Consider the following 25,928-nt stretch of genomic DNA (forward strand, 5'->3'; position numbering starts at 1 on the left):
AACACGCTTGAGTAAAATTGCATTTGTTTTTCCAGGACAAGGCGCACAAGCTGTCGGAATGGGTAAGGATGCATTCGATTCGTTTGATCATTCACGCTTGATTTTTGAACAGGCGGATCGGGCGCTTGGCTTTTCCTTAAGCAATATTATTTTTGAAGGACCGGATGAGGTGCTGAAACAAACGGCGAATACGCAGCCTGCGCTGCTTACCGTTAGCATTGCTTTGCTAGAAGCCCTGCAGGTTCACGGGATGAAGCCGGATTACGTAGCTGGCCACAGTCTCGGAGAATACAGCGCCCTCGTAGCAGCTGGCGTTCTTTCATTCGAGGATGCCGTGCGTACGGTCCGCGCGCGCGGACAGTTCATGGAGCAAGCCGTCCCGAGCGGACAAGGCGCAATGGCGGCCGTGCTCGGCGCAGAGCGCGGCAATTTGGCTGCGTTATGCTCAGCAATTACAGCGGAAGGTACAGCAGTTGAACTTGCAAACGTGAATTGCCCGGGGCAAATTGTCGTATCGGGAACGGCAGCCGGGGTAGAGGCGGTTGTTCAGCGGGGCAAAGAAGAAGCGGGGGCAAAACGAATTATTCCGCTTGAAGTCAGCGGTCCGTTCCATTCGTCTCTAATGAAACCTGCAGCGGAAAATCTTCAAACGACGCTGGCTGGCATCTCGATGCTTGATGCAACTGTACCTGTTGTAGCTAACGTTACCGCTACATCTGTTACATCTGCTGATGAAATCCGCAATCTGCTTGTGGAGCAGGTTTATTCTCCCGTTCTGTGGGAGGACAGCATCCGTTTCTTAATCGATCAAGGTGTCGAGACTTTTGTTGAGATTGGTTCTGGCACGGTGCTTGCCGGCTTGATTAAAAAAATCGATAAAAATCTACGCGTCATTTCAATAAACAGTATCTCTGCGCTTGAAGCGCTGAAGGTGAACGAACTTTAGGATGGAGGGGATACCATGTTTGGAAGCTTGGAAGGCAAGAAAGCTCTTGTAACAGGCGCATCGCGAGGTATCGGAAGATCGATTGCCATAGCTCTCGCCGAGGCAGGAGCAGACGTTGCCATTAATTACTCTGGCAGCGAGGCGGCGGCAGCAGAAACGGCAGAGGCCGTTGAAGCGCTTGGCAGACGCGCAATCGTCCTAAAAGCAAATGTTGGCAAAAGCGATGAATTTGAAGCGATGGTCAAGGAAGTCATCGCGCAATTCGGCGCGGTTGATATTTTAGTGAATAATGCGGGTATTACAAGAGATAATTTAATCATGCGAATGAAGGAAGACGAGTTTGACCAAGTCATCGAGACGAACCTTAAAGGTGTCTTCAATGGCATCAAAGCGGTCACCCGCTCGATGATGAAGCAGCGTTCCGGCCGCATCATTAATATTTCTTCGGTCGTTGGTGTGCTCGGAAATCCTGGGCAAGCTAACTATGTTGCGGCGAAAGCCGGCGTAATTGGTTTGACTAAGGCTAGCGCACGCGAGCTTGCTTCCCGTGGCATTACAGTTAACTGTGTCGCCCCAGGATTTATTCAAACCGAAATGACGGACAAGCTGCCGGAAGAAGCGCGCCTAGCCTTGTCTGGCCAAATTCCGCTTGCCCGTCTCGGTGATCCGAGCGACATCGCAAATGCCGTCCGTTTTCTTGCTTCCGATGCCTCAGCCTATATGACTGGACAGACGATTCATGTGGACGGCGGGATGTATATGTAACACGAAATAATTCCCTATTGGGGAATTAAAACGGTTACGTATGGCAATTTATCTTTAATTCTCGTATAATACCATGGAGGAGGTGAACCGGATGTCCGAAGTAGTAGATCGCGTAAAACGTATCGTCATCGACCGACTAGGCGTAGACGAAGCGGAAGTTACACTAGAAGCTTCATTTAAAGATGACCTCGGCGCTGACTCTCTTGATGTCGTTGAATTGGTCATGGAGCTGGAAGACGAGTTTGATATGGAAATCTCTGATGAAGATGCAGAGACTATCACCACTGTGGGAGAAGTAGTTAAATACATACAATCTCATACGTAAGAAGGACAAGTCCCGTTTTTAATAAACGGGACTTCTCTCCATCTAAACCGTTTCCGTTAAATTAATTATGCAGGCGTCACGGCTTTTACATAAAAAGGGCTTCAAGCGCAACGAATTTATACCTCCTTATATTTCGAGCGTAAAGGCTCTCACCGTCGAGGAACGGCCTGGCTTGTATTTACCGAGAAATATAAGCAGGGTATACGCATTAGAGAAACATGATTTTATAGAAACAAGATGATGCCATGTGCTCATCCAAACTGCTGGATACAGAGGTGAATCGAATGAAACAAAGAGTAGTGGTTACGGGTATGGGTGTTATTACTTCGCTAGGTTCTGATTTGGAGCAATTTTGGAGTAACCTGCTGGAAGGAAAATCGGGCGTATCGGTTGTTGAGGCTTTCGATTTCTCCGACTACCCCACATATATTGCCGCAGAAGTTAAAAACTTTAATCCCGAGGATTACGGTTTAGATAAGAAGGAAGCTCGCAGAATGGACCGTTTCGTGCAATTCGCGGCTGTAGCCAGCCAATTGGCGGTCAAGGATGCAGATTTGCAAATCGGTCAAAATGCTGATCCTGAACGCGTTGGCGTTATGGTCGGCTCGGGAATCGGCGGACTCGGCACTTGGGAAGACCAGCACAATATCCTGCTGGAGAAAGGCCCTAAACGCGTGAGCCCGTTCTTTATTCCGATGATGATCGCGAACATGGCTTCCGGCCAAGTATCGATGCTTACGGGCGCTAAAGGACCAAACAGCACGGCGGTTACCGCTTGCGCGACAGGGACGCACTCCATCGGTGATTCCTTCAAGCTGATTCAACGCGGCGATGCCGATGTGATGATTGCGGGCGGAGCTGAAGCAACGATTAGACCGACTGGTATGGCAGGCTTCTGCTCGATGCGGGCCATGTCCGTTCGGAACAATGAACCTGAAAAGGCAAGCCGTCCGTTTGATATCGATCGGGACGGATTCGTAATGGGCGAGGGTGCCGGCGTACTGGTGCTTGAATCGCTGGAGCACGCGCAGGCGCGCGGAGCGAAAATTTACGCTGAAGTGATCGGTTACGGCATGAGCGGCGACGCTCATCACATGACGGAGCCAGACCCGGACGGCGCTGCTCGCTGCATGGTGAAGGCGTTTAAGGATGCTGGAATCGAACCATCTGAAATCGACTACATCAATGCGCACGGCACATCAACGCCGGTAGGTGATCGCTCCGAGACGAAGGCGATCAAGAAAGCGCTTGGCGATCATGCCTATAAAGTGGCGGTAAGCTCTACAAAATCGATGACAGGCCATTTGCTTGGCGCTGCGGGCGGCGTAGAAGCAGTTATTCTCGGTTTGACGCTCAAGAACGGCATTATTGCTCCGACTATCAATTTGGATAATCAGGATCCGGAATGCGATCTCGATTATGTTCCGAATAAGCCGCGTGAAGCTAATGTGAGAACGGCATTGTCTAACTCATTTGGCTTTGGCGGTCACAATGCATCGATCGTGATGAAAGTTTATGAAGCGTGATTCCTTCTATGAGCTGCAGCAGCGGCTGCAGCTCAGCTTCAAGCGGACGAAGCTGCTCAAGCAGGCTTTCACCCATACTTCTTATGTAAACGAACATAAACGCGGGTCTGCTCAGGATAATGAGCGTTTGGAATTTTTGGGCGATGCGGTTCTACAGCTGCTGGTGTCGGAATATTTGTTTGCGACTTATCCGCAGCGGCCAGAGGGTGAGCTCACGAGAATGCGTGCATCCATCGTATGCGAGCCGTCTTTAGCGCAGTTTGCGGAACGGCTGGAGCTTGGCTCGCATGTATTGCTGGGTCGCGGCGAGGAGCAGCTTGGAGGCAGGCAGCGCCAAGCGCTGCTGGCCGATTTGTTCGAGTCGTTTGTCGGTGCTATTTTCCTGGATGCAGGGATTGATCAGACCAGAACCTTCCTCAATGAGCATATGTTTCCTTTTGTAGAGTCTAACGATTATGGCCTTCTCGTGAAGGATTCCAAGTCGAAGCTTCAGGAACGTTCGCAGCATCACGGACTTGGCGCAGTCGAGTATCGGATCATCGAGGAACGCGGACCTGCGCATGACCGTGAGTTTGTCGTCGAGGTATATCTCGGCGAAGAGCGCTTTGGCGTTGGCAGCGGAAGAACAAAGAAGGAAGCGGAGCAGCGTGCTGCCGCGGAAGCATGGCGTACGCTGTCGCAGGAACAAGCATAATGAGCAAAGAGAGCATCTGTAAGGCCATTCGGCCTGAGGGATGCTCTCTTTTTTTAATCATCAAAGAACATTACGCCTATTAAATGCATAAATACCTATATTTTGAAAATAGTCGCATGTACAGTGATTAGTTGAAGAAAACGGAGGATTTGCATGCCTCAAATAGCAGCTGCAATGGTTATCAAGACCCATAAGATGTGGTACAATGAGGGGTGAGGTGAAAACCAAGACATGTTTCTGAAACGGATTGAATTATCAGGTTTTAAGTCTTTCGCTGATCGGACTGAAATGGAATTTGTGACCGGCATTACTGCGGTAGTAGGTCCGAACGGCAGCGGTAAAAGTAATATTTCGGACGGCATACGCTGGGTGCTTGGCGAGCAAAGCGCGAAGAGTCTGCGCGGCGGCAAGATGGAGGATATTATTTTTGCGGGAAGCGATGCCCGAAAGGCTGTAAACTACAGCGAGGTATCACTCACTCTCGATAATGCGGATAATGCGCTGCCTCTTGAATATAACGAGGTTACTGTAACCAGACGCGTGCATCGGAGCGGAGATAGCGAATATTTGATTAATAAACAGCCGTGCAGGCTAAAAGATATTACCGAGCTATTTATGGACACCGGTATCGGTAAAGAGGCCTATTCCATCATTGGACAAGGCCGAATTGAAGAAATTTTAAGCACGCGCTCGGAGGACCGGCGCGGTATTTTCGAGGAAGCCTCCGGCATTGTCAAGTATAAGTCGCGTAAACGCGAAGCGCAGAGGAAGCTCGACGAAACCGAGCAAAATCTGCTGCGCATTCACGATCTCGTTACGGAGCTTGAGGATCAGGTAGGGCCGCTCCGCAAGCAGTCAGATAAAGCGATTCATTTCAAAGCGCTTAAGGAGCAGCTGAAGACGAAAGAAATTTCAATGTACGTACATAACATTGAACAGATTCACGGTTCATGGACCGAAGCCAGCGGCAAGCTGGAGCGCCTGCAGCAGGAACAGCTACAGCTTTCCACTGTCGTCAGCAAGCATGATGCCCATTTAGAGAAAGACCGACAACAGCTTAGGGATTTGGAGCAGGAGCTTGATCAGCTGCATGAAGCAATGCTTCAAATCAGCGAGGATTTCGAAAAATGCGAGGGCTATGGCGAGGTTCTGAAGGAGCGCAAGCGCAATTTGGAGCAAAACAAGCAAAAGCTCGAGGAATCGATTGCAGCGCAGGATGCTCGAATTATTACGATGACGCAGGAGGAAGCTGAATTCCGAAGCCGCGCAGCGTCGCTTCAGCTTCAGCTGGCCGATCTTCGCTCTAAGATTTCGGAAGAGGAAGCGCGTTTATTGGGCGTCGCTGGCGGTGCCGTCGCTGATGCGGAAGAAACGCTGAAAAGCGAGCTGTTAGAGGTGCTTAGCGCAATGGCGCAGCATCGCAATGAGATTCGTTATGCCGCGCAGCAGCAAGAAACGCTGCAGCGCCGCATGGAGCGGATAAGCGAGGATGAAACCAAGTGGCTCGAACAGCAAACGAAATTGGACGAGAGACGCTCGGATCTTGCAAAGGCACTTGAGTCTACGCTCGCTCGTTTAGAGCAGGCAAGAAGCAAAACGCTCGCCGAATCCGAGCAGACAAGAACGATTTCGCAGAGCCTGGAAGAAGTTACGTTAGCGATCCGAAAGTGGGAGCAAAAGCTCGACAGCCACATTTCGAGGCGCGACACGATGAAGGAAATGCAGGATGCGTTAGACGGCTTTATGCAGGGCGTTAAGGAAGTCCTTAAAGCCTCGAGACGCGGAAATAGCGGCATCACCGGAGTTCACGGTGCTGTTGCTGAGCTTGTTCGCGTACCGGAAAGAATCGAGACTGCCGTAGAAACGGCGCTCGGCGGTGCTTTGCAGCATATCGTCATGGAGGATGAGAAAACGGCTCGTACGGCTATCGCTTTCCTGAAGCAGCGTCAGCTGGGGCGGGCAACGTTCCTGCCGCTCGATGTCATCCGCGGCAGGCAGGTGCCGGAGCATGATAAGCGTACAGCGGAATCCGTGGAAGGATTTGTTGGCGTTGCCGCTGATTTGGTGAGTTCCGATGCCCGCTATTCAGCGATTGTTAACAGCTTGCTCGGCAATGTCCTGTTAGCGGAGACGCTGGAGCAGGCAAACCGGATCGCATCGAAATGCCAGTACCGTTACCGCGTCGTAACCCTCGAAGGGGATGTGGTTAATGCCGGCGGTTCGATGACGGGAGGCAGCTTGCAGAAAAAAGGAGCCAGCTTGCTCGGCCGCCAACGTCAAATCGATGCGCTGGACCAAGAAATTACCGATGCTCGCAGAATGGTCGGACAGCTGCGTGATAAACTCAGTGATTTACGCAAGGAGCATTCCATTCGCACCCATAATATTGAGGAGCTTCGGGCTGAAGGCGAGAAAAGCCGTATCGAGGAACAGCAAATCAGGGCTGAGCTTCAGCAGCTCCATAACGAAGCGAAACACTTGGATGAGCAGCGGCAGCTTTACTCGGCAGACCGCAGCACGCATTTATCCGAGCAGAAGGATGTTCAAGCAGCGGCAGCGGCAGCAGAACTGCGCTTAGAACAGCTTGTCGTGGACGAGGCGAGGCTGCAGGAAGCCATCCGTATGGCGGAGGAGCGCCGCAAAGCGAGCGAATCTGCAAAAGAGGAGCTGCAAGGGCAGCTTACCGATATAAAAATCGCTGCGGCGAAGACGGACCAGGAGAGGCTTTCTTTCGAGGATCAATCGGCTCGCGTGCGCGCTGAGATTGGACGGGCGAAGCAGGAACTGAAAAGTCTTCGCGACTTGGCTGTACAGCAGGAAGAAGAAATTTCCAGACACACGAATGAGACCGTTCAGCAGATTGAACAGCTTAACCACCTGCGCATTAAGAAACAAGAATGCGCGGAACAAACGGATTTGAAACGATCTGCGCGCGCGCAGCGTATTACGGAGCTCGATCAGGGTGAGAGTGAGACAAAGGAGCAGCGAGCCCAGCTTAGACAAGTCGAGGAGCAGATGAGACAAACGGAAATTGCTGCGAACAGGCTTGATGTAGAATTGGATAATCTCCTTCGCAAGCTCAGCGAGGAGTATGAGCTAAGCTATGAGCTTGCAAAGGAAGAATATCCGATCCCGGAGGATGTTCTGGGTACCCAGAACGAAGTTAGGGACATTAAACGCCAAATCACCTCGCTAGGCGACGTTAACCTTGGCGCAATCGAGGAATATGAGCGAGTCAGCGAGCGCTTTGAATTTCTGTCCGAGCAGAAAAATGATTTAATCGAAGCCAAAACGACGCTGTATCAGGTTATCCGCGAAATGGATGATGAGATGTCGAAGCGTTTCCGAACTACCTTCGAAGCGATTCGTGGACATTTTGTCGTTGTATTCGCGAAGCTGTTCGGCGGCGGCAGGGCTGATCTGGTGCTCGTAGAGCCGGACCGCGTGCTGGATACTGGCATCGATATCGTGGCGCAGCCGCCGGGCAAAAAGCTGCAAAACCTGCAGCTGCTCTCCGGCGGAGAGCGGGCATTGACGGCAATCGCTTTGCTATTTGCGATTTTACAGGTAAAGCCGGTTCCGTTCTGCGTGCTCGATGAGGTTGAGGCCGCGCTCGACGAAGCGAACGTATCGCGTTTTGCGCAATATTTACGGGAGTTTTCGGAACTGACGCAATTTATCGTCGTGACGCATCGCAAAGGCACGATGGAAGAAGCCGACGTTCTGTACGGTGTTACGATGGAGGAAGGCGGCGTATCGAAGCTGGTCTCCGTGCGCCTTGAAGATGAAGAGCCGGTATCCGCATAAAGAAAGAGCGGCCGGCAATGTGAGGATAGGGAGTGGAAACGATGAGTTTTTTTAAAAAGCTGAAGGAAAGCATCGCGACGAAAACAGAAGCGGTAACGAATATTTTCAAAGAAGGTTTGACGAAGACGCGGACGGCGTTTGTCGAAAAGGTTGAAGAACTTATTACGCGGCGCAAAAAAATCGACGAGCAGTTTTACGAGGAGCTAGAAGAAATTTTGATTGGCGCGGATGTTGGCGTCAATACGGTGATGCAGCTTATTGACGATCTTCGGGTCGAAGTTAAGAAGCGTAAAATCGAGGATGCAGCCGACTTGCAGCCGATCCTATCCGAGAAATTGATTAACCTCATGAAGGGCGACGACCATTCCGGCCTTCGCATGGCGCCGAGCGGTATCACCGTGATTTTGTTCGTTGGCGTTAACGGTGTGGGCAAGACGACTACGATCGGAAAGCTAGCGCACAAGTTCAAAAGCGAAGGCAAAAGCGTGCTCCTGGCGGCAGGCGATACGTTCCGTGCCGGCGCGATCGAACAGCTGGAGGTATGGGGCCAGCGTGTTGGCGTGGATGTTATTAAGCAGCAATCGGGCTCTGATCCGGCAGCCGTTATGTTCGATGCCGTGCAAGCGGCTAAGCAGCGCGGCGTAGACGTGCTCTTATGCGATACGGCGGGAAGGCTGCAAAACAAAACGAACTTGATGGAAGAGCTCAACAAGATTTTTCGCGTAATCCAGCGCGAGCTGCCTGATGCTCCGCATGAGGTCCTGCTGGTGCTCGATGCGACTACTGGCCAAAATGCGCTTAGCCAAGCTAAGCTGTTCGGGGAGAAGAGCGGGGTTACCGGTCTGGTCTTGACGAAGCTGGACGGTACAGCGAAGGGCGGTATCGTTATTGCGATCCGCAATGAGCTCAGCTTGCCGGTGAAGCTAGTTGGCTTGGGCGAGAAGATGGGCGATCTTCAGCAGTTTGATTCCGAGCAGTTTATCCATGCCTTGTTTGCAGGTTTGATTCAACGCGAGGACGCGGAAGAATCGGAAAAAACAACGGAATAACGCTGATATAAGGGAAAGCAACGGCAAGCTTTAAGCGATCGTAAAGGTGACAAGGAGAAATGCTTGACAGCAGCCTATGACGTCATGTATTATAAAAGACGTTGTCAGGTGTAAAGGTGTTTACCTTGTCGGCGAAACAAGCTAAATAACAGGAGGGGCTGAGGGGATGAAAGCAAATGAACCAGATGCCTTATCCAAAACGACCCGAATAAACTTGTTGTTCGACTTTTACGAGCCGCTCTTGACTGAGAAGCAGCGGACGTTTCTCAAATATTATTTTCACGATGATTTCTCGCTTGGAGAGATCGCAGCTGAGTTCGGGATTAGCCGGCAGGCCGTGTACGAGCATATCAAGCGTGCCGAGCAGGTGCTGGAGAGCTATGAGAGCAAGCTTGGCTTGCTGGTGAGACATGATTCGCTTCAGCAGATAACCGAACAGCTTATAAATAGCGTGAATGAGCTTGCTCTTGCCGAGCAAGATAGGCAGATGCTCATGAACGTGATCGAGCAGTTTAAATTAGCCGAATAATACATAATGAATGGAGGTGACGGTACATGGCAGCATTTGAAAGCTTATCGAGCCGGCTTCAAAATGTGTTCAGCAAGCTGAGGGGCAAAGGCAAGGTTTCCGAGGAAGATGTTAGCGAAGCAATGCGCGAGGTGCGTTTGGCGCTTCTTGAAGCGGACGTTAACTTTAAAGTCGTGAAGGACTTTATCGCGAAGGTGAAGGAACGGGCTATCGGCTTGGATGTATCCAAGAGCTTCACGCCCGGCATGGTCGTCATCGATATCGTAAATAAAGAGCTGACCGAACTGATGGGCGGAACGCAAAGCAAGCTGGCAAAGGCGAATAAGCCTCCGACCGTTATTATGATGGCGGGTTTACAGGGTGCCGGTAAGACTACAACGACCGGAAAACTGGCTAAGCTGCTTCAGAAAAGCAACAACAAGCCGCTTTTGATCGCATGTGACATTTATCGTCCGGCTGCGATTAAGCAGCTGCAGGTGCTTGGTGATCAAATCAATGCGCCGGTCTTCTCCATGGGGGATCAGACCTCGCCTGTAGAGATTGCGCGTGCCGGATTGCAGCATGCGAAACAGAACGGCAACGATTATGTCATTATCGATACCGCCGGCCGTTTGCATATTGACGAAGAGCTGATGGAAGAGCTTAAGCAAATCCATCAGGTTACGAAACCGGATGAAGTGCTTCTGGTCGTAGATGCGATGACGGGCCAAGATGCGGTAAACGTAGCGCAAAGCTTTCACGAGCAGCTTGCCCTTACGGGGGTCGTGTTAACGAAGCTCGACGGCGACACACGCGGTGGCGCGGCGCTTTCGGTAAAAGCCGTAACAGGCTGTCCGATTAAGTTCGCTGCGATGGGTGAAAAGATCGACTCTCTTGAGCCGTTCCATCCTGAGCGCATGGCTTCTCGCATACTCGGTATGGGTGACATGCTATCGCTGATTGAGAAAGCTCAATCGAACATCGATGTGGACAAAGCGAAAGAAATGGAACGTAAAATGCGTACAGCAGAATTTACGTTTGATGATTTTCTTGAACAGATGGAGCAGGTTCGCAACCTTGGACCGCTTGATCAAATTATGGATATGCTGCCCGGCATGAACAAAATGAAGGGCATGAAGGATATGAAGGTCGATGAGAAGCAGATCGGCCGTGTCGAGGCGATTGTCCGCTCCATGACGAAAGAGGAGAAACAAAAGCCCGAGCTGCTTAATCATAGTCGCCGTAAGCGTGTAGCTGCGGGAAGCGGTACGACGATTGTTGAAGTTAACCGCCTCATTAAACAGTTTGATGACATGAAGAAAATGATGAAGCAATTCTCATCGATGATGGGGCCGAAAGGACCGAAGGGCGGCAAGAAAGGCCTGAAGGGCATGCTCGGCAAAAATATGAAGTTCCCGTTTTAATAATCGTTTACTCTTTGAAGGAGGTGAATTTTCATGGCAGTACGTATTCGTTTGAAAAGAATTGGTGCTCACAAAGCTCCTTTCTACCGCGTAGTAGTTTCGGATTCCCGTTCGCCGCGTGACGGACGTTTTATCGAAGAGATCGGCACTTACAACCCGGTTGCACAACCGGCTCAAGTTAAGATCGATGAAGAAAAAGCGTTGAAATGGCTGCAAACAGGAGCGCAAGCTTCTGATACAGTTCGCGACTTGCTTTCCAAAGCTGGTGTTCTTAAAAAGTTCCATGAGCTTCGGCAACAGAAATAACTGTTGAATAGCGGAGGGCCTTGAGATGAAAGAATTGATTCTTGTCATAGCGAAGGCATTGGTTGATCATCCTGATCAGGTGCAAATCAATGTGAAGGATGATGACCGTGGCACGATATACGAGCTTTCGGTTCACCCCGAGGATATCGGTAAAATCATCGGTAAACAGGGACGCATAGCGAAAGCTATGCGTACGGTAGTGACTTCTGCTTCCGTCAAATCGCAAAAGCGCGTCATCGTCGACATTATGTCATGATGTACGTAAGGGGAAAAGGTTAGGATGAATGTCCTAGCCTTTTTTCATTATTTTCGGATCTATAATTTTGCGTCTTGCGTTAATAAATCGGCTTATAAAACAACGCGAAATGAGCTTTTACCGCCAAATAACGGCGTTAGACGCAGCCGCTTGCAGGGCAAGTCATTTATGCGCGTATGCATTTCATAACGGCTTCGTTCTCCAACATGGAACGATGCCGTTTTTGCATGTATAATAAGGCAATACACATATGAAGGGCTGGTTGTCATGAACGAGAAATGGTTTACAGTCGGAAAGGTCGTTAATACGCACGGTATTCGAGGAGAGCTAAAGATCCTATCGCAAACGGATTTTGCCGAGGTTCGTTTTGCGGCAGGCAGCAAGCTGCTTATGCTTAACGAGGAAAGCGGAGCTTCGATGGAAGTGAAAGTAATTAGCTCGCGCGCGAACAAAAACGTATACATATTGAAGCTCGAAGGCTTCACCGATATTAATCAAGTCGAGAAATACAAAGGCTGGGTGCTCAAGGTTTCGGAGGACAAGCAGCTTGAGCTTGACGAAGGCGAATATTATTACCATGAAATAATCGGCTGCCGCGTGATTTCTGAAGAAGGGGAGGAGCTAGGCGTGATTTCCGAAATTTTAAGCCCGGGCGCCAATGACGTGTGGGTCGTTGACCGTCCAAAAGGCTCCGGCAAGCAGCTTCTTTTGCCCGTTATAGATGATGTCCTGATAAATGTAGACAAGAAAGAGAAAATCGTGACGGTCCATTTGATGGAAGGATTGATTTAACCAATGAAAATTGATGTACTCACGCTGTTTCCGGAAATGTTCGAAGGCGTGTTTAGTGCCAGCATTCTAGGGAAAGCGAAAGAAAAGGGGATCGTTAACCCTCAAGCGATCAATTTTCGAGCTTATTCAGGCAACAAGCACAACACGGTTGATGATTATCCATACGGCGGCGGGGGCGGCATGGTATTGAAGCCAGAGCCTGTTTTTTCCGCCGTTGAGGATCTTAAGCTGGATAATGACGTAAAGCCGCGTGTCATTCTGCTATGCCCGCAAGGAGCGCAGTTCACGCAGCAAAAAGCAGAGGAGCTATCGAAGGAAAAGCATTTGGTGCTCATCTGCGGTCATTATGAGGGGTATGATGAGCGTATCCGGGAGCATCTTGTGACGGATGAGCTTTCCATAGGCGATTATGTCCTTACAGGCGGAGAAATTCCGGCAATGGTTTTAATTGACAGCGTCGTAAGACTGCTTCCTGGAGTGCTCGGAAACGAGACATCGGCCGTAACGGATTCTTACAGCACAGGGCTTTTAGAGCATCCACATTACACCCGGCCAGCTGAATTTCGCGGCTGGGGGGTCCCGGACGTTTTAATTTCCGGGCATCATGCGAATATCGAGGTTTGGCGGCGGGAGCAATCACTGCTGAGAACGCTTGAGCGGCGCCCTGACCTTCTAGAGAGCGCAGCGCTCACGGAGAAGGAACGCAAGTGGCTGGCTGCTCAGAGGAAGCAGCAGGCGGCTAAAACGGATAAATAAATGGACAGGTCAAAATAAAAGCCGCAGCGGGCCTCCGCTGCGGCTTTTACTTGGTTATTAGCAGTATACCCGTGTTATGGGGTATAAAAATTTTGGGTATAATAGATTTGATAGCTTCCGCCAACGGAAACGCCCGTTCCTAGCCGCTTGAGCTTGCTGTCCAGCAGCGATTCTCGATGTCCGGATTTGGAATTGAGCCAGCCGTAATGGGCGAAAAGGCTGTTCGCATAACCAGCCGCAATATTCTCGGCCGCGCTGTGATATTTGACGCCCATTGCTTTCATACGGTCAAACGGCGAGGAGCCGTCCGGATTGATGTGATCAAAAAAGTCACGATTATTCATATCGCTGCTGTGGCTATGCGCGGAAGCAGCTGCGAGCTTGTCCCATTGGAATAGAGGGATGCCTCGGATGGCGCGCTCTGCATTTGCAAGATCGAAGAGCTGCTGTTCGAAGGCCGATTCAAGCTTGCTTGTATAAGCTGACTTAACAGGTTTAGAGACCGACTGGTTCATTCGCAAGATTCCTGCAATTTTGTTTGCGTCATGCCTGTCGTAGAAAAGGGTAATTCGTTCGCTGCCTAAGGTGTAGGCATAATAGTCATCCTTATCATCGGGACTGACTGCATTTTTTATAAGTTTCTTAGCGTTTTCAACCGTTTGTCCAATTATGATCCCGGATGGGCTCACCCAGTCATCGCTTGCATTCGAGAAAAGCGCGACGACGCGGGAATTTTGAACGCCGAACATCATGAAATGACTATAGCTTCCGCGATAAACATACCAGGAGAAACCGTATTCGCTGGGATCAACGCGAGTCGGTTTGCCGAGTGTTTTCTGGAGCTTGTCGAGCGTATCGTTCAACGCGATCCCGCCGAGTAAGTGATTTGTTTTTAATATTTTTGCGTTCGATAATGTGGTTAAGTGCTGCTTGAGGTTGTAAAAGAAGGTTAACGCTTCCGCTCGTGTAAGCTTACCGTCCGGAATAAAGCCCGCAACCGTTGCAGAAGTACGGCCGTTAGATATTTTCTCATCGAGCAGCCACTGGATTGCGCTTTGCTCCGTGAAGGCTGTCCCATTGGCAGCAGAAGCGAGCAGGAGAGCAGCTTGGCCTCTTCGTAACTCATTATCCTGCGGAGTGAGAAGGAGCGGCCAACCGTGATTGTTAGCGTAATCGTAATAGGGTTTTGACCATACGCTGCCGGCAGAAGGAGATTCAGCCGCCAAGTTATAGGTTCTTAACAGCATAGCCAAAAATTCGGCTTCATTAATAAGATTATTGGGTTTAAAGGAGCCATCGCCGTAGCCCTGTGCTAATTTTTGATCGACGGCCCAGGTTATATACGAGCCTGCCCAATGACCATTCGTATCCTTGAAAGCAGCAGCTGCGCCGTAGCTTTGAGCAGGAGCAGAGAAAGCTAATAATAAAAGGACAGCCGATATTCCCCCTTTTTTAATCGCTGAAACCGTTTTACTCATGTAATGCAAAGTAGTCACCTCTTCTGTCGGTGTTTGTCATATTTCAGTATACATGAAATAGGAATAAAAAATCGTATTGTAATATTGGGCTGGCTATGGTAAAATTTCTAATGTTGTTCGAAAAGTCGGACGGTCCGCTATCAGTGATGACCCGGTTCAGAGGAATTCGGCGAGCTTATAAGAACGTCTATGGCGGAAGGAGTGAATCAAATGAATCTTTTGCAAACAATTGCGCAAGAAAACCTGCGTCAAGGTCTACCGAACTTTCGTCCTGGTGACACGCTAAAAGTTCATGTAAAAGTTATCGAGGGAACTCGTGAGCGTATCCAGTTGTTCGAAGGCGTTGTAATCAAACGTCGCGGCGGTGGTATTAGCGAAACTTTTACAGTGCGTAAAATTTCTTACGGTGTTGGTGTGGAAAGAACTTTCCCGCTTAACTCGCCTAAAATCGAAAAAATCGAAGTGGCTCGCCGTGGTAAAGTACGTCGCGCGAAATTGTACTACCTACGTAGTCTTCGCGGAAAAGCTGCTCGTATTAAAGAAATTCGTTAAGAACAAACGACAAGAGGGGCTTGCGCAAACAAGCTCCTTTTCGTTTTTTCTCAAAGGTCATTTACATACTACAGCAAATGGGAAGAAGGCGGGCAGAGTGGACTCTCAGCAGCGAAATGACGGGACAGGCAATGAACATGATCTAAAGGATTCGCAGGAACATGCGGATATTCAGCAAAATATACCTAATCGAGCAGCAGTCCATGCTTCCGGCTCCGGCAAGCAAGGCGGTGCATATAAAGAAATCGTAGAATGGATCAAAGCATTGGTGATCGCTGTCGTTCTCGTATTTCTTATACGTCAATTTTTGTTTTCGCCTTTCATCGTCGACGGACCTTCTATGCAACCCAACTTCGAGACGGGCGAACGGTTGATTGTAAACAAAATATTGTATACGATTCGCGAGCCGAAATTTGGAGAAGTCGTCGTATTCGATGTTCCAGAGCAAGGCCGTAAATTTATTAAACGGGTTATCGGCGTGCCAGGGGACAAAATAAGGCTTGAAGGCGATGACCTTTATATCAATGATAAAAAAATCGATGAGCCGTATATTAAAGAAGCCGTTGAGGCAGCACATGCCGAAGGCAGGCTTTACAATGAAAAAGGATCGACCTCCGATGTAGCAGAAGTTGTCGTTCCGGAGGATACGATCTTTGCGCTTGGCGATAACCGAAGCGACAGCACGGACAGCCGCGTGATCGGGTTTGTATCCGATAAAGAGGTTGTAGGCCGCGCCGATATTATTTTTTGGCCGCTGAACAAGCTGGAGTTTATTAAGCACTGGACAAAATGAGGTGAGTAAATGACCATTCAATGGTTTCCGGGTCATATGACCCGGGCGAAACGGCAAATACAAGACAAGCTGAAACTAATCGATCTTGCCATCGAACTATTGGATGCACGAGTTCCGCTTTCAAGCCGCAATCCGATGATTGAGGAAATTTTGAACGGAAAGCCAAGATTGATCGTACTGAATAAATCCGATTTGGCTGATCCTAAGACAACGGAGCAATGGATGGCTTATTTTCGCAACGAGGGCCATGAATCGATTGCAATCGATTCGTCAACGGGCACGAAGGTAAATGAGGTACCGTTAAAGGCGAAGCAGATTTTGCATGAGAAAATTGCCCGTCAGATCAACAAAGGAATTAACCCGCGCGCGCTTCGCGGCCTTATTGTCGGCATACCGAATGTCGGGAAATCGACGCTGATCAATAAACTCGCCGGCCGTGCGATTGCTTTAACAGGCGACCGTCCAGGCGTGACGAAGGGGCAGCAGTGGATAAAGATCGGTACGGAAATGGAGCTCCTCGATACGCCAGGCATTTTGTGGCCGAAATTCGAGGACGAGCTTGTCGGCTATCGGCTTGCGATGACAGGCGCGATCAGGGAGCAAATCTTGAACGTTGACGATATTGCCTTTTTTGCAATGCGTGAACTGGTAGATCGCTACTGGCCTAACATCAAAGAACGTTATGAGCTTGATACACCGCCGAAGGATACATCGGATTCGGATGAAATCGTGAGGGTAATGGAAGATATCGGTCGGCGCAGAGGCTGCCTTGTTAGTGGCGGACACGTCGATTTGGAGAAGACATCAGGCATTATCTTGCGTGATTTGCGCTCAGGAAAGCTGGGACGGATTACGCTTGAGGCTCCGCCTTATTGATGTGAAACGGGGGAACGTAACGTGCTGCAATACGAACAGTCGTTATGGCAGGAAGGCTATAAAGCCATTGCGGGCGTAGATGAGGTAGGACGGGGCTGTCTCTTCGGAGATGTGGTCGCAGCTGCCGTTATTTTACCGCCTGGACTGGTGATTGAAGGGGTAAATGATTCAAAAAAGCTGTCCGAGAAGAAACGTGACCAGCTTTACGATATTATTTTGCAGGAATGCGTCGCCTGGTCGGCCGCTCGCGTCGACGCAGAAACGATCGATCGTATCAACATCAAGCAGGCAGCACGGCTTGCCATGAAGATTGCCGTAGAGTCTTTGCAAATTCCTTCCGATTATTTGCTTATCGATGCGGAGAAAGTGGATGTGGCATTGCCACAGCAATCCATCATCAAAGGGGATGCGACGAGCCAGAGCATTGCAGCCGCATCAATCGTGGCCAAGGTTACCCGCGATAGGCTCTGCGCATCGGAATGGGAGACAGAATTCCCTGCATACGGGATCGCGATTCATAAAGGCTACGCAACAAAGCTGCACCGTGAACGATTGCTCGAAAATGGGCCAAGCCCCCTGCATCGCAGGTCGTTTCTTGGCAATTTGTTCACGGAGGAGCAATTATTGCTTTTTTAACGGCTCCTTTTTATGAAATGAAAAAGGACTTAACGCTCGATTAGTTGTACGAGGCAAAGGATGCCTTGTGTGCTTATCGGGCGTTATTTTGTTTGGAGAACATTTTTTGGTGCGAATAGCTTCATGCTTTGCGCATGATGACCGATATAAGGCTTATAGGATTAACGCAGTCGCAATAAAATACATAGAGACAGCAAGGAACGCTTAGATGCGCATGTTGGCGCAAAAGCAGCAGAGGCGGATGAGCAGATGAATATTAGCCAAATGATGCGAAGCTTCTTGGGCGAAGCTTCAAGTACGGATACAAGAGCGGTAGAGCTTAAAGTTGGACAGATCGTGCGCGGTGTCATCCTGCAGGTGATGGAAAATAACGAGGCGCTTGTACAAATTAACGGTGTGCAGGTACGGGCAAAGCTGGAGCAGCCCCTGCAAGCAGGCCAAACCGCAATGCTGCAAGTCCAGCCGCAGTCAAGCGGAGCGCTCGTAATGCTTAAACAGGTTGAGCCCGGTCAAGTGGGCTTGCCGGAGGATACTTTCAAGGAATGGGCGAAGCAGCTGGCATTGCCTGAACAGAAATGGGCAGTCCAGCTCGTGAAGGATTTGCGCAAGGAAGGCGTAATCCTTAACCGCGAGGTCGCACAAGCATTTCAGCAAGCTGCCTCGGAGATGCCAGCAGGCGGCGATTCGGAGCAATGGATGCAGGCCGCTTCCGCTGCATTTAAACGCGGATTGCCAATGACAGGAGGCGCGGTGGGAGCCATGCAGCAGGTTATGTTTGGAAAAAGCGCGCATGAGCTGCTGGATACGCTGCAGCAGCAGCTTTCGACCCTATCGATGAGCAAAGCGGATGGCTCGGAAACGGAAAGCAAGCCAATAAACCATGCCGCAGTTCGCGTGCAAGCCCTTCTGTCAGAAGGAATGGAGCTCCTTCGTGGTGCGGCAGCTGCGATAGAGACCGCAAAGTCGGATGGTGACGCTGGAAAAGAGGTCGCTGCCGCGAAACCCCAAAATATGCCGAATGTAAAGCAAGACACGCAGCAAGAAAGTGCGGCAAAGATGAATACCGTCGAGGAAGGTTCTGCAGATAAAGGTTTGCCGCAAACCGTCAAGCCGGCAGCCAACCAGCCTAATTGGCTTGGCCAGATGATGAAATGGATGGGAGTGGATCACGAGCTGCAGCTTGCGAAGTCGCTTACGAGCGATCCTCAGCCGAACCATCCGGTTCAGTCAACACCGCCGTCATCGATGCAGTCGGCTTCTTCCGGAGATACTTCCGTAAAGCAACCTTTGCTTGCCCATAATCTCCCCGTTTCGCCTAATAATCTACCAGAGGGGGCAATTAAACAAGGATCCGTGCCAACAGCCGATGTTGAGCAAGTAGTTAAACTGGAGTTTACTGAAAGCGAAGAACAGCGTCCAGTTAGGGTACAAGACTACAGGCAAAGTATTGAAAGGGCTGCAGGGCTCGTCGCAGCGGGGATAGCTGATAGTATTCCATCGCCGGACCCGGCGCCTGCAGTGCAGCATGAATCACTTAAAAGCGCGCTCCTGGCTCTGGTATCAGCGGATAATACGCCGCCAGCGGTAAAAGAGACCGCTCAGCAGCTTGTGCAACAAATAACGGGGCAGCAGCTTTTATTAACGCCTGAGCGCAATAATTCAGTTCTTACCCATGTAACGATGTTTATTCCACTTAACAGCGCAGACGGCAAACAAACTGCATCCGTGCATATACAAACAAGACGCGGAAGTAAAGGCGAATTAGACTCTTCCAATTGCCGTCTGCTGTTCAATTTGTCCATGAATACGCTTGGCGATACGATGGTTGACGTGAATGTCATGGACAAAATCGTAAGCTTGAATTTATGGAATGACCATCCGGCTATATCTGCGCTTGCAGAGTCTTCCCGGACCGAAATCGCAGGCAGCCTTCAGGCTGCCGGCTACCAGCTGCTCTCTTTGCGCACTACCCCGCTGCCAAAGGCCAGTGATAATAAAAGGGAAGAAGCCTCACCGACGGCATTGGAACCTAAGAATCAGCAAATGACCGATATGTCCGCTTTTTCAGCGAACCGTTATAAAGGAGTGGATTATCGGATATGAGCAGCGACCAAGAAAACAAAGCGCAGCCGGCAAAAGTTAAAAAAGCGGTAGCTCTTCGGTACCAACCGGGCGAACGAACGGCTCCGGTCATGGTAGCCAAAGGAAAAGGACATATCGCAGATCTCATACTTGAGCGGGCAAAAGAAAATGGGATTCCCGTTCAAGAGGACTCCTCGCTAGTCGAGGTGCTCTCCAAGCTCGATATCGATCAAGAGATTCCTCCAGAGCTTTATACGTTGGTAGCTGAAATTTTGAGCTTCGTCTATCGCTCAGACCGCAAAGCGAGGGATATGATTGACGGATGATAGGAAGGGTTACCTGAGTGCACAGAACAAACGCGACAGTAGAAAGCAAACTGGCGAGCTTGGCGAAAATGCAGCTTGCGGGTATTTAACCGAAGCGCAATTTTCCATCGTTGAACGGAATTGGCGCTGCCGCAGCGGAGAGATCGATATCATCGCAGAATATGAAGACAGGCTTATATTTATTGAGGTGCGGGCGAGAAGGGAAGGCGGCAGGTTCGGCACGGCGGCAGAATCCGTTGACTATCGCAAGCAGCAAAAGGTGAGGAATACGGCACAGGTTTATTTGCGCAGCGTTGGGCGTTTGGATGCTTCTCTTCGGTTTGATGTCATTGCTGTTACGATTGACCGAATAGATGACAAAATTATCACTTGCAAGCATTATCAAGGTGCATTTTAGCAGATCCGCCAAATAAGGGCTCTCTCAGGAGTACACCACTCGCTGCGAGAGCCCTTTCATGTGATTAGGGGATTAGGGCAGCGGCTTGTCGAGACCGCGAAATTGGATGGCCTCGGCAATGTGCGCCGCTTCAACGAAGTCGCTTTCTTCGAGGTCGGCAATCGTTCGCGCCAGTTTTAGCATTCGGTCATAAGCACGCATACTGATACCGAGCACTTCAAATGCATTTTCCAGCAGGTTCACCGCTTCAGGCTTTATAAGAATGGCTTTGCGCAGAGCTGCGCCTGTAAGTTCGGCAGCGGAATTGATACAGCTGTCTGCCGTGCGGGCTTCCCGGAAATCCCTGGCTTTTTGCACCATAAGCTTCATTTGAGCCGTATTGAGCAAAGGACCGGATAAGTGATGATCCAGCGAAATCGGACGGGGAACCTCCAGCTGCAAATCGATCCGGTCAAGCAGCGGGCCCGATATTTTTGAGCGGTAACGACTAATAAGAGTTGAGCTGCAGATACAGCGCTTATCGCCGTATTCGTGACCGAAATAACCGCAGGGGCAAGGATTGAGAGAGGCGGCAAGCATGATGTTCGTCGGAAACTGAAACACTGCTTTTGATCGGGAGATGGTTACGATGCGATCCTCAAGCGGCTGCCGCATAACCTCTAGCACCTGCCGCGGGAACTCAGGCAATTCATCGAGAAATAGTATGCCGCGGTGTGCAAGAGTTACTTCCCCAGGCTTCGGAATAGAGCCGCCGCCGATTAAGCCTCCCGGTGAGATCGTATGATGCGGCGAGCGGAAAGGGGCTTGCGTAATCAAGCCGTGGGTACTATCGAGCAGTTTGCCTGCTACACTATAAATTTTGGTTACTTCCAGCGCTTCTTGCTCATTCAGCAGCGGCAGAATACCGGGTAGACGCCGGATCATCATCGTTTTCCCCGTCCCTGGGGGGCCGCTTAGAAGTATATTATGTTTGCCGGACGCAGCGATGAGCATGGCTCGCTTGGCCTGATGCTGCCCGATGACATCGCCATAGTCGCCGATTTCATCCTGCTTATCCTTTGTTATTTTAGTTTGCATAACCCCAAACGCTGATTCATTTCCCTGGACGACCCGAATGTGATCCCAGCCTTCTTGTTTCTTTTTGAGTAAATCCAGCTCGTTCAAATGATTCAGCGCATAAAGCTCCATGTCCGATATCCATGCGGCTTCATTTACGTTGCCGCTAGGCAATAACACACGCTTTTGGCCGAGCCGCTTCGCTTGTTCAATCATGGCCAATACGCCCGCAACAGGCCGAACGCTCCCGTTGAGCGAGAGTTCTCCAATAAGGAGCGTGTTCTCGAAGGGCATTGCGCTTATTTGTCCGCTAGCGGTCAAGATGCCGGCAGCAATGGCTAAATCAAAGGATGTACCCTCTTTGCGCAGGTCTGCGGGAGCAAGGTTAACCGTTATTCGGTCCATAGGGAAGTTGAAACCGCTGTTCTTCAGCGCAGCCCTTACACGTTCGACCGATTCGCGCACAGCGGGATCAGGCAAACCGACAATGCTCATATAAGGGTACAAAGTCATGATTGATAGAACGAAAGGACATAGGGCCTCTTCCTAGAGAACGTCGATAGCAACTGATTAAAGAACAGTTGTTAGATATGACTCCGTTTCTTGTCACTGGAATGCTTACGTTAGATATGACTCCGTTTCTTGTCACTCAACTACCCTTATTATGAATAGAGGCGCTATTATGAACGTATCGACCGACACAAAAATATTATATGCCCAACTGAACGACCTAGAGATCAGAATGTTATATGGATGCGTAATCAAGCGTCACCATTCAATACCGAACGATAGGTGGAGACATGTCATCAGAGATCATACAAATGGTGTATATCTACGTTACCGACCTTTGTTACCGTATATTAAGTATACAGCATCACTTACGTTTCATGGCTATTCGAATGGTAGCCAGCTGTTGCGAGACATCTTTGAATGTATTCCTCTAGAGCGATGGTTTCTGAAGCGGGTAGATATTGCCTTTGATATAGGGATTCCCATGAATATGATTCATGTCATTCATCCACCAAAGCGTTGCACAATTAGTTCATATAAGGGGACACTGTATATGGGTCAATCCAGTTCAGGGGCACAGCTCGTGGTTTACGATAAGCAAAGGGCGGAGTGGAATAAACGAAAAGTTGTCACTGATACGTGGACCAGGGCTGAGCTTCGTCTACGTCTAGAGAGGATGAAACGCATATCGGCCATGACAGTGGATGATTTGTCTTTGGCATCCAAGTATAACATTATAACCGATGTATCAATTTTACCTTCTGCTTATAGGGAACTCATTGAGTCGTTAAACGCTTATCGCTTGCAATGGTCAGAGATTACCCGTACCACTCAAAGAAAGATACGTGATTATGGAGAGAACGGGTTTAATTTTTTTGAAGCGATACCTAAGCCACTCGACTTATCTGCTTTTCTGTATACGCCCGATATTTCGCAGAGCAATATCATCACAATGACATAATTCGACCGTATAGTTCTTTTTGTACAGAGATTCGCGCAATGATGGTATAATATCCCTAAAATGCTTTGTCATTAGACCAAAGCATAAGGGGGGGAGTCGTTGGCTCAACATGCGTTGTCAGCGAATTTTGCATATTTCTTTAATAGGCTGAATCCAAGCCCAAGTTTCGTTACAAAGGCTTCAAGCGAGCATTCAACAATAACCTCATTGATCGAAAATCCGCTAGGATTGGCTTCTGAGCTTTCGCCTATCTGCTTTTTACAAGGTTCATACAAGCAACAAACGGCGATTTACACCATAAATGATGTGGATATTGTTGTCGTTTGTAGGAGTTTAATTTATCCATCGTCATCAAGCCAGAGTGGCGATGGAGGCAACGGAGTAAGGTATTGGTCTCGCAATGAAATTTTCAATATCATAGCTGCTCCTCTTTTGAATGACGGTAGGTATCGAAGCAAGGTTCGCTACAATGACCAGAGTATGTGTATCAAGGTTGATTTGGGGATCAAAGTAGAGATTCTTCCTGTCGTACAGGCGGAAGGCAATGATGATTCTAGAGCAGAGCCTTTTTACCTTTTCCGTCCTCATACTGGAAACTGGGAGACGGGGTATGCACGAGATCACCAAGCGTATCTTTCGGCAAAGAACCGAGATCAATTTACATATGGTAATTTCATTCCAGCAATAAAAACCTTTAAACATATTCGGACAGTTCTTAAGCTCGATGTGGTATCGTTTCATTTAGAATGCCTTCTTTTTTCGATCCCGAATCAGTATTACCATGGTTCAGCCGCAAATTATCTTCATTACCTCTTAAGCTACATCGCTAATTATACTGCTGAAGCATGGTATGAATCGGATATTAAAACGCCGTGTGAGGATCGTGAACTATTTGATGAGACTGAATGGAAATGGGAGAACTGGAGCTTATTCCACAAATTCGTGATTGTGCTTTCTAGATACTCAAAAATGGCCGTGGAGTCAGAGAATCGTGATTTTGCCATTAGTTGCTGGAAGGAAATTCTTGGAGATTCTTTCTTTCCAATGAGGGTGTCTACATGAAAAGGATTTTGTCTATCGATGGTGGCGGAATCAAAGGAGTATTTCCAGCATCTTTCCTGGCAACGCTAGAAGACGCTATCGGCGATAATGTCGCCAATTACTTTGACCTAATTGTAGGCACATCTACAGGCGGAATAATCGCACTTGGATTAGGATTGGGGCTTCCCGCTAAGGAGATCTTGTCATTTTACGAATCGGAAGGGCCTAAAATCTTTAAGAGCTCTATGCTTACTAAATTTAAGAGCTTAGGCACAGCAAAGTACAGCGTAACCCCTTTAAGATCCGCGTTGTACGAAACGTTCGGAAATAAGCAATTGGGTGAAAGCAGGACCCGTCTAGTAATTCCAGCGATGAATATTGAAACGGGAGAGGTGCACGTTTACAAAACGTCTCATAATCCCGATTACTTCCGAGATTACAAAGAAATGGCGGTAAACGTTGCACTTGGCACTGCCGCCGCCCCAACATACTTCAAAACCCATGTTTCCGAATCAGGAACACCTATCATTGACGGCGGTATGTGGGCGAACAATCCTGTTGGTGTGGCTGTAGTCGAAGCAATCGGAGTTCTCGACTGGCCTAAACACGACCTAAAGGTGCTAAGCCTCGGCTGTACGACAACGCCATTAAATATCGGCTTAGCTAGAAAACTGCCAATGGGGCTGGGCTACTGGGGATTTAATATAACCGATGTATTTATGTCTGGACAGTCCTCACAAGCGTTAGGTACGGCTTCAATACTCGCAGGTGGGAAAAAGAACGTAATCAGGATTAACCCGTATATGCCCAAACGTTATGCTCTCGATAATGCTAAGGAGATTTCTTCTCTTTGTGGGTTGGGTAAAACAGAAGCGAGCAAAGCATATCGAGATCTTAAAGATACGTTCTTTAAGACGCATTCAGAACCGTTTGTGCCATTCAGGAGCTTATAGACGAATCCAATCCGTACGCGTGGCCGCCAGGTAGGACGTATGGGAACAGCAAAATAGCGAGCGAAGCGAGCTCATAACCCAGCCGAAGGCAGAAGCACGGAGAGCCTAGTTATTAGACAAGCTCTCCGCTATGCTCCGACTTTTCTTTTCATCCTAAATTCTGATCCTCTATACGGATAGATTTTAGGCTCACATAAGGCCACGCTCTTTTAAACTGCAATAGCTGTGACCAGTGACAATCATCGAATCAAGTAGTTCAATGCCCATGATCTCTCCTGCCTCAACGAGTCTTTTGGTAAGTTTGATATCCTCAGGACTAGGTGTTGTGTCCTGACTTGGATGGTTATGGGCTGCGATTATCGAGCAGGCAGAGCGACGACAAGCTGCCTTAAACACCTCCCGTGGATGTACTATGGCGGAATTCAAGCTCCCGATTGAAATGGTTTCCTTACCGATAATATGGTTCTTAGTCGAAAGGAATAGGACAACGAAAAATTCCTTTTGCTCCAATCCGATCTCATAGCGTAGAAGCTCGAATACGTCTTTAGGACTACGAATTTTATCAGGAGCTTGCTTTGGGATGTTTAAGAGTTGAGCTAGTTTCAATGTAGATAGGATCTGCTTCGCTCTCATTGGGCCTATTCCTCTGATAGTGGTTAACTCCTGCTCGGTTGCATCCAGCAGATCAAAGGGCGATGTAAAGCGGTTAAACAATTCATCCATGACAGAGCTACTTTCTTTTACGCAAAGCGCATCTGATAAAGCTGATCTAAACGTATATGAGATATTCATTTTAAAACCTCCATTTGTTTGATTGAATAACAAAAGGGAGGCACGATGGCCCCCCCTTGTGAAAATTTTAGTATTTAGATATCATAGATGTAGACGATTTTACTTGGTCGCACTCGCAATGCGGCCTTTTTCATTTTTTATAATTTGTTTCGCCATTCAATAAACCGATGAACCACTGTGCGGAAATCATCATCAAGAGGGTATTGAACCGCAAGTTCATCTGAGCTACCTTCTTCGATTTTTTCCCACTCCTGTTCTAATCGTATCATGGAGCCAATCAATTCATCTAATGCTTGTTTGAAAGCTTCCATTTTGTTCACC

At 49.0% G+C, this 25,928-nt stretch carries 27 protein-coding genes; 23 read left to right on the forward strand and 4 right to left on the reverse strand.

Translation table 11 applies throughout. The annotated features are described in order from the left end of the window. Positions 1-7 precede the first annotated feature (7 nt). The 13 genes from fabD (at position 8) to trmD (ending at position 13,154) form a co-directional block, all read left to right on the forward strand. Complete coding sequence (gene fabD, locus ACN6MW_RS28055; protein ID WP_419873071.1) at positions 8-946, forward strand: ACP S-malonyltransferase; 939 nt, start codon at positions 8-10, stop codon at positions 944-946. A gap of 15 nt (positions 947-961) precedes the next feature. After that, positions 962-1,711, forward strand: coding sequence for a 3-oxoacyl-[acyl-carrier-protein] reductase (fabG, locus tag ACN6MW_RS28060; RefSeq protein ID WP_419873072.1), 750 nt, complete (start codon positions 962-964; stop codon positions 1,709-1,711). A 91-nt stretch (positions 1,712-1,802) separates the two neighbouring features. After that, positions 1,803-2,036, forward strand: a complete 234-nt coding sequence (locus ACN6MW_RS28065) for an acyl carrier protein (RefSeq protein ID WP_053375686.1) — start codon at positions 1,803-1,805, stop codon at positions 2,034-2,036. 284 nt (positions 2,037-2,320) lie between these two features. Continuing rightward, on the forward strand, positions 2,321-3,562 hold the full coding sequence (gene fabF, locus ACN6MW_RS28070; RefSeq protein WP_419873073.1) for a beta-ketoacyl-ACP synthase II: 1,242 nt from the start codon (positions 2,321-2,323) through the stop codon (positions 3,560-3,562). Then, a complete protein-coding gene (gene rnc, locus ACN6MW_RS28075) occupies positions 3,552-4,256 on the forward strand; it encodes a ribonuclease III (RefSeq protein ID WP_419873074.1) in 705 nt (234 codons plus the stop codon). The genes fabF and rnc overlap by 11 nt, the downstream gene beginning before the upstream one ends. A 231-nt stretch (positions 4,257-4,487) precedes the next feature. After that, the gene (smc, locus tag ACN6MW_RS28080) at positions 4,488-8,063 is read left to right on the forward strand and encodes a chromosome segregation protein SMC (protein WP_419873075.1); all 3,576 of its coding nucleotides are present in this window, start codon (positions 4,488-4,490) and stop codon (positions 8,061-8,063) included. Between the two features lie 41 nt (positions 8,064-8,104). Beyond that, positions 8,105-9,112 (forward strand): signal recognition particle-docking protein FtsY, encoded by a 1,008-nt coding sequence (gene ftsY, locus ACN6MW_RS28085; RefSeq protein WP_419873076.1) that lies wholly within the window; start codon positions 8,105-8,107, stop codon positions 9,110-9,112. A gap of 166 nt (positions 9,113-9,278) precedes the next feature. After that, positions 9,279-9,641, forward strand: a complete 363-nt coding sequence (locus ACN6MW_RS28090) for a putative DNA-binding protein (protein ID WP_419873077.1) — start codon at positions 9,279-9,281, stop codon at positions 9,639-9,641. 26 nt (positions 9,642-9,667) lie between these two features. Beyond that, entirely contained in the window at positions 9,668-11,044 is a 1,377-nt protein-coding gene (gene ffh / locus ACN6MW_RS28095; protein WP_419873078.1) for a signal recognition particle protein, read from the forward strand. A gap of 33 nt (positions 11,045-11,077) precedes the next feature. Continuing rightward, positions 11,078-11,350: a 30S ribosomal protein S16 gene (rpsP, locus tag ACN6MW_RS28100; protein WP_056637034.1), complete on the forward strand. Its 273-nt coding sequence runs from the start codon at positions 11,078-11,080 to the stop codon at positions 11,348-11,350. 25 nt (positions 11,351-11,375) lie between these two features. Next, positions 11,376-11,606 carry a KH domain-containing protein gene (locus ACN6MW_RS28105; protein ID WP_053375695.1) on the forward strand — a complete coding sequence of 77 codons (231 nt, stop codon included), beginning with the start codon at positions 11,376-11,378 and terminating at the stop codon, positions 11,604-11,606. 267 nt (positions 11,607-11,873) lie between these two features. Next, on the forward strand, positions 11,874-12,398 hold the full coding sequence (rimM, locus tag ACN6MW_RS28110) for a ribosome maturation factor RimM (RefSeq protein ID WP_419873079.1): 525 nt from the start codon (positions 11,874-11,876) through the stop codon (positions 12,396-12,398). 3 nt (positions 12,399-12,401) lie between these two features. Beyond that, positions 12,402-13,154 carry a tRNA (guanosine(37)-N1)-methyltransferase TrmD gene (gene trmD / locus ACN6MW_RS28115; RefSeq protein WP_419873080.1) on the forward strand — a complete coding sequence of 251 codons (753 nt, stop codon included), beginning with the start codon at positions 12,402-12,404 and terminating at the stop codon, positions 13,152-13,154. A gap of 74 nt (positions 13,155-13,228) precedes the next feature. Here the strand turns inward: trmD and ACN6MW_RS28120 are convergent, their stop codons facing one another. Next, entirely contained in the window at positions 13,229-14,632 is a 1,404-nt protein-coding gene (locus ACN6MW_RS28120; RefSeq protein WP_419873081.1) for a CAP-associated domain-containing protein, read from the reverse strand. A gap of 210 nt (positions 14,633-14,842) precedes the next feature. Between ACN6MW_RS28120 and rplS the strand changes: the two genes are divergently transcribed. From rplS to ACN6MW_RS28155, 7 genes are all read left to right on the forward strand, one after another. Beyond that, positions 14,843-15,184, forward strand: a complete 342-nt coding sequence (rplS, locus tag ACN6MW_RS28125) for a 50S ribosomal protein L19 (protein ID WP_053375699.1) — start codon at positions 14,843-14,845, stop codon at positions 15,182-15,184. 181 nt (positions 15,185-15,365) lie between these two features. After that, positions 15,366-15,977: a signal peptidase I gene (lepB, locus tag ACN6MW_RS28130; protein ID WP_419876469.1), complete on the forward strand. Its 612-nt coding sequence runs from the start codon at positions 15,366-15,368 to the stop codon at positions 15,975-15,977. Between the two features lie 9 nt (positions 15,978-15,986). After that, positions 15,987-16,853 (forward strand): ribosome biogenesis GTPase YlqF, encoded by an 867-nt coding sequence (ylqF, locus tag ACN6MW_RS28135; protein WP_419873082.1) that lies wholly within the window; start codon positions 15,987-15,989, stop codon positions 16,851-16,853. A gap of 21 nt (positions 16,854-16,874) precedes the next feature. Next, positions 16,875-17,489, forward strand: coding sequence for a ribonuclease HII (locus ACN6MW_RS28140; protein ID WP_419873083.1), 615 nt, complete (start codon positions 16,875-16,877; stop codon positions 17,487-17,489). A gap of 249 nt (positions 17,490-17,738) precedes the next feature. Beyond that, entirely contained in the window at positions 17,739-19,592 is a 1,854-nt protein-coding gene (locus ACN6MW_RS28145) for a hypothetical protein (RefSeq protein ID WP_419873084.1), read from the forward strand. Further along, positions 19,589-19,897, forward strand: coding sequence for an EscU/YscU/HrcU family type III secretion system export apparatus switch protein (locus ACN6MW_RS28150; protein WP_419873085.1), 309 nt, complete (start codon positions 19,589-19,591; stop codon positions 19,895-19,897). Before ACN6MW_RS28145 ends, ACN6MW_RS28150 begins: the two co-directional genes overlap by 4 nt. Beyond that, positions 19,887-20,294 (forward strand): YraN family protein, encoded by a 408-nt coding sequence (locus tag ACN6MW_RS28155; RefSeq protein ID WP_419873086.1) that lies wholly within the window; start codon positions 19,887-19,889, stop codon positions 20,292-20,294. Before ACN6MW_RS28150 ends, ACN6MW_RS28155 begins: the two co-directional genes overlap by 11 nt. A 72-nt stretch (positions 20,295-20,366) precedes the next feature. Here ACN6MW_RS28155 and ACN6MW_RS28160 read toward each other — a convergent pair whose 3' ends face one another. Then, on the reverse strand, positions 20,367-21,830 hold the full coding sequence (locus ACN6MW_RS28160) for a YifB family Mg chelatase-like AAA ATPase (RefSeq protein WP_419873087.1): 1,464 nt from the start codon (positions 21,828-21,830) through the stop codon (positions 20,367-20,369). A gap of 583 nt (positions 21,831-22,413) precedes the next feature. Between ACN6MW_RS28160 and ACN6MW_RS28165 the strand changes: the two genes are divergently transcribed. From ACN6MW_RS28165 to ACN6MW_RS28175, 3 genes are all read left to right on the forward strand, one after another. Then, positions 22,414-22,821, forward strand: coding sequence for a hypothetical protein (locus ACN6MW_RS28165; protein ID WP_419873088.1), 408 nt, complete (start codon positions 22,414-22,416; stop codon positions 22,819-22,821). Positions 22,822-22,920: 99 nt separating this feature from the next. Next, entirely contained in the window at positions 22,921-23,883 is a 963-nt protein-coding gene (locus ACN6MW_RS28170) for an SMODS domain-containing nucleotidyltransferase (RefSeq protein ID WP_419873089.1), read from the forward strand. Continuing rightward, positions 23,880-24,815: a CBASS cGAMP-activated phospholipase gene (locus ACN6MW_RS28175; protein WP_419873090.1), complete on the forward strand. Its 936-nt coding sequence runs from the start codon at positions 23,880-23,882 to the stop codon at positions 24,813-24,815. Before ACN6MW_RS28170 ends, ACN6MW_RS28175 begins: the two co-directional genes overlap by 4 nt. A gap of 189 nt (positions 24,816-25,004) precedes the next feature. Here the strand turns inward: ACN6MW_RS28175 and radC are convergent, their stop codons facing one another. Together radC and ACN6MW_RS28185 are read right to left on the reverse strand one after the other, a co-directional pair. After that, positions 25,005-25,607, reverse strand: coding sequence for a RadC family protein (gene radC / locus ACN6MW_RS28180; RefSeq protein WP_419873091.1), 603 nt, complete (start codon positions 25,605-25,607; stop codon positions 25,005-25,007). Positions 25,608-25,744: 137 nt separating this feature from the next. Further along, positions 25,745-25,918 carry a hypothetical protein gene (locus ACN6MW_RS28185; RefSeq protein WP_419873092.1) on the reverse strand — a complete coding sequence of 58 codons (174 nt, stop codon included), beginning with the start codon at positions 25,916-25,918 and terminating at the stop codon, positions 25,745-25,747. Positions 25,919-25,928 lie beyond the last annotated feature (10 nt).

Origin of the sequence: Pristimantibacillus sp. PTI5 (assembly GCF_048572955.1) — a bacterium.
Lineage (GTDB): Bacteria > Bacillota > Bacilli > Paenibacillales > Paenibacillaceae > Pristimantibacillus.